This window comes from uncultured Amaricoccus sp., from assembly GCF_937858865.1.
Classification (GTDB): Bacteria; Pseudomonadota; Alphaproteobacteria; order Rhodobacterales; family Rhodobacteraceae; genus Amaricoccus.
Window position 1 is genome coordinate 1 of record NZ_CALLYO010000345.1, and the last position, 3,174, is coordinate 3,174.

General features: G+C 71.3%; 4 protein-coding genes. 2 read left to right on the top strand and 2 right to left on the bottom strand.

Annotated features, from left to right (window positions below):
• Positions 1-240: hypothetical protein (locus Q0112_RS09885; RefSeq protein WP_297974628.1), on the top strand; the 240-nt coding region annotated here is incomplete at its 5' end.
• Positions 241-290: 50 nt separating this feature from the next.
• On the opposite strand, the gene Q0112_RS09890 is transcribed toward Q0112_RS09885, so the two are convergent.
• On the bottom strand, positions 291-947 hold the full coding sequence (locus tag Q0112_RS09890; protein WP_297974630.1) for an ABC transporter ATP-binding protein: 657 nt from the start codon (positions 945-947) through the stop codon (positions 291-293).
• Positions 948-956: 9 nt separating this feature from the next.
• Positions 957-2,072 (bottom strand): sugar transporter, encoded by a 1,116-nt coding sequence (locus Q0112_RS09895; protein ID WP_297974633.1) that lies wholly within the window; start codon positions 2,070-2,072, stop codon positions 957-959.
• Positions 2,073-2,404: 332 nt separating this feature from the next.
• On the opposite strand from Q0112_RS09895, the gene Q0112_RS09900 reads away from it, so the two are divergent.
• Positions 2,405-3,174, top strand: a 770-nt coding sequence (locus Q0112_RS09900; protein ID WP_297974635.1) for an ABC transporter permease, incomplete at its 3' end; no start/stop codon positions are given.

The following is a 3,174-nucleotide window of genomic DNA, read 5'->3' on the forward strand; positions in this document are numbered from 1 at the left end:
GAGGTGCTGCCGTTCCATCGGCCGGCGCCCGAAGCCGGCGCGGGCCCGGGCGGCGGCTCGGATCTCGAGCGGCTTGCCGGCGTCGGCCCCGGCCTCGTCTGGGCGCTCCGCCGTGCTGGCATCCCGGATCTCGCCGGCGTCGCCGCTCTCGAGCCCGAGGCGCTCGCCGCCAGGCTCGGCCCCCTCGGCCGGCTGGTCCCGGCCAGGGCCTGGATCGAGGCCGCCCGCGGCGACGCCTGAGCGCCCGCCGGAACGCCGCGGGGCACCCCGGGGTTACACTCGCCCCGGCCTCAGGCGGCCATGTTGAGGTCGTGGGCGGCGATGGCCTCCTCCACGTCGGGGAAGAAGCGGACCCGGCCGCCCTCGAGCACCAGGCCGCAGGTGCAGTAGCTGCGGATGGTTTCGGTGGAGTGGGAGACCATGAGCAGGCCCGCGTTCTCCAGCCGCTCCTTGAAGGCGGCGAGCGACTTGCGCTTGAAGGCGGCGTCGCCGACGGCGGTGATCTCGTCGACCAGGTACCAATCGAAGGAGACCCCCATGGAGAGGCCGAAGGCGAGCCGCGCCTTCATCCCCGAGGAATAGGAGCGCACCGGCATGTGGAGGAAGTCGCCGAGCTCGGCGAAGTCCTGCACGTAGTCGACGAGCGCGTCGGTGTCGACGCCGTAGATGCGCGCCACGAAGCGGATGTTCTGCGCGCCGGTCAGGTCGGGGGCGAAGCTGCCGGCGAAGCCGAGCGGCCAGGAGATGCTGCCCTGGCGGCGGATCGAGCCGGTGTTGGGCTGCACGGTGCCGGCGATCATGCCGATCATCGTGGACTTGCCGGCGCCGTTGCGGCCGAGCAGCCCCACCTTGGTGCCGGCGGCGAGCGTCAGCGTCAGGTGGTCGACGATCACCTTGCGGCTGTGCTGGGTCAGATAGTGCTTCGAGACGTCGCGGAACTCGATCATCGCCGCGCCTCAGCGGCTGTCGCGCACATTGTAGTAGACGAGCATCATGACGCCCCAGCCGAGCAGCAGGAAGAGCCCGATCAGCCCGGAGAGCATCGCCCGGCGGGGATAGAGCGCCTGCTCGGCGAGCGTCGGCTCGACGTGGGCGGCGAGATAGCGCGACTGCCGCCGCGCCTCGGCCCGGGCGACTGACAGGTTGGCGAGCGCCTGGGTATAGGCCTGGGAGGCGAACTCGAGATCGACCCGGAGCGCCTCGTAGTCGCCCACCAGCTCGGGCATCTTGCCGGCGTTGCCGGGGGCGCCGAGGGTGGTGCGCTCGTCCTCGATGCGGTCGGAGATGGCGGTGATCCGCCGGTTGGCCTGCTGCACCCGCTGGTCGTTCGGCTCGGCGTAGGTCAGCAGCATGTCGCGCTCGACCAGCGCCTTGGCGAGCTCCTCCTGCAGCGCGGTGAGCAGCCCCGTCTGCCCCTCCACGTCGGCCTGCGGGTCGACCATCTGGTGCTCGCGGCGGAAGTCGGCCATCTGCCGGCGCAGGTCGCGCAGGTGCGCCTCGGCCTCCTCGAGATCGACCTGGGCGTAGCGGATCGCGTCGGCGCGCGCCTGCTCGGCGAGGCGGTTGACCAGCGCCGCCGACTTCCCGAGCACCGCTCGGGTGATCGCCCGGGCGTCCTCCGGGGTGAAGGCGGTGGCGCGCACCTGGATGATGCCGGAGTGGTTCTCGAAGCTCACGTCCACCATCCGCCGCCAGTGCGCCAGCAGGTCCTCGACCGTGCTCCCCTCGCCGAGCGAGAAGACCCAGTCGTCGGGCTTGCGGTTGTAGATGGCGCGGAGGTCGATCTCCTGGTCGATCGCGGCGACGATCTCCTGGCTGCGGATGTACTCGAAGAGGATGTCGGGCTCGGCGGCGCTGCCGCCGGAGCTGATGCCGGTGATGGCGCCGAGGATCCCCGCCGCCGCGGCGCCGGTATCCTCCGAGCGGATCGAGAAGGAGACGTCGGAGTGATACTCGGGCTCGGCGCGGAAGTAGAGATAGTAGGCCGAGGCCACGAGCGGCACGAGCACGAGCAGCAGGAAGGTGGCCAGCGCCGCGAGGTGGCGGGCCCTGAGGAGGCTGCGCGGCGGCACCGGGCGCCGCGCTTCCGGCGCGGGCCGGGCCGGGGCCGCGGGGGGCCTGGCCGGAGCCGCAGGCGCCGCCGGAGCCTTGGCGGCCGCGGGCGCCGGCGCCGGCGCCGGCGTCCCGACGGCCTTGAGCGCGGGTCGCTTGGCCGCCTCGGCGACCGCTCCGCCATCCTGCGGGGAAACTGCCATTCTTACGCCTTACCCTGCCCCGAACGCGTGCCTTCCGCATGGCCGCGCATGGCCTGCCCCGGCCTTGTCATGGCCCCGGCTTCGGTTTACTCCTAGCCGGCCGCGAAAGCAAATCCGGCTGCAAGTCCACCGGAGCCGGCGGAGAGCCGATGCCGCCCATCCCCACCGTTTCCGGCACCTCCTCCCTCGCCGCCCGCCCGGTGCCGCTGCAGCGGCTGCGCGTGCTCTTCGCGCTCATCCTGCGCGACATGAACGCGAAGTTCGGCCGCTCGGTCGGCGGCTACCTCTGGGCGGTGGCCGAGCCGCTCGGCGGGATCGTGCTGCTCGCCGTCGCCTTCAGCCTCGCGCTGCGCATGCCGCCGATCGGCACCAGCTTCCTCTTCTTCTACGCCACCGGCATGATCCCCTTCACCCTCTACGGCAACGTCGCGGCCAGCGCCGCCAACGCGGTGCGCAGCAACCGGGGCCTGCTCTCCTATTCGGTGGTGACGCCGCTCGACGCGGTGCTGGCGGGGGCGCTGCTCGAGCTCATGACCATGAGCGTGGTAGCGGCGCTGCTCTTCACCGGCATCGTCATCGTCGACGACGTGGTGGTCAACTTCGAGCCGATCCGCGTGGTGCGCTCCTTCGCCATGGCGGCGGTGCTCGGGCTCGGCGTGGGCACGCTCAACTGCGTGCTCTTCGGCTTCTTCCCCACCTGGAAGAACATCTGGGGGGTGCTGAACAAGCCGCTCTTCCTGATCTCGGGCGTCTTCTTCACCTTCAACTCGGCGCCGCCGGCCTTCCAGGAGGTGCTCTGGTACAATCCGCTCTCGCAGATCATCGGCGAGATGCGCGCCGGCTTCTACGGCGCCTACCGGGCGGACTATGTCTCCGACCTCTACGTCTTCGGCATCGGCCTCTCGCTCTTCGTGATCGG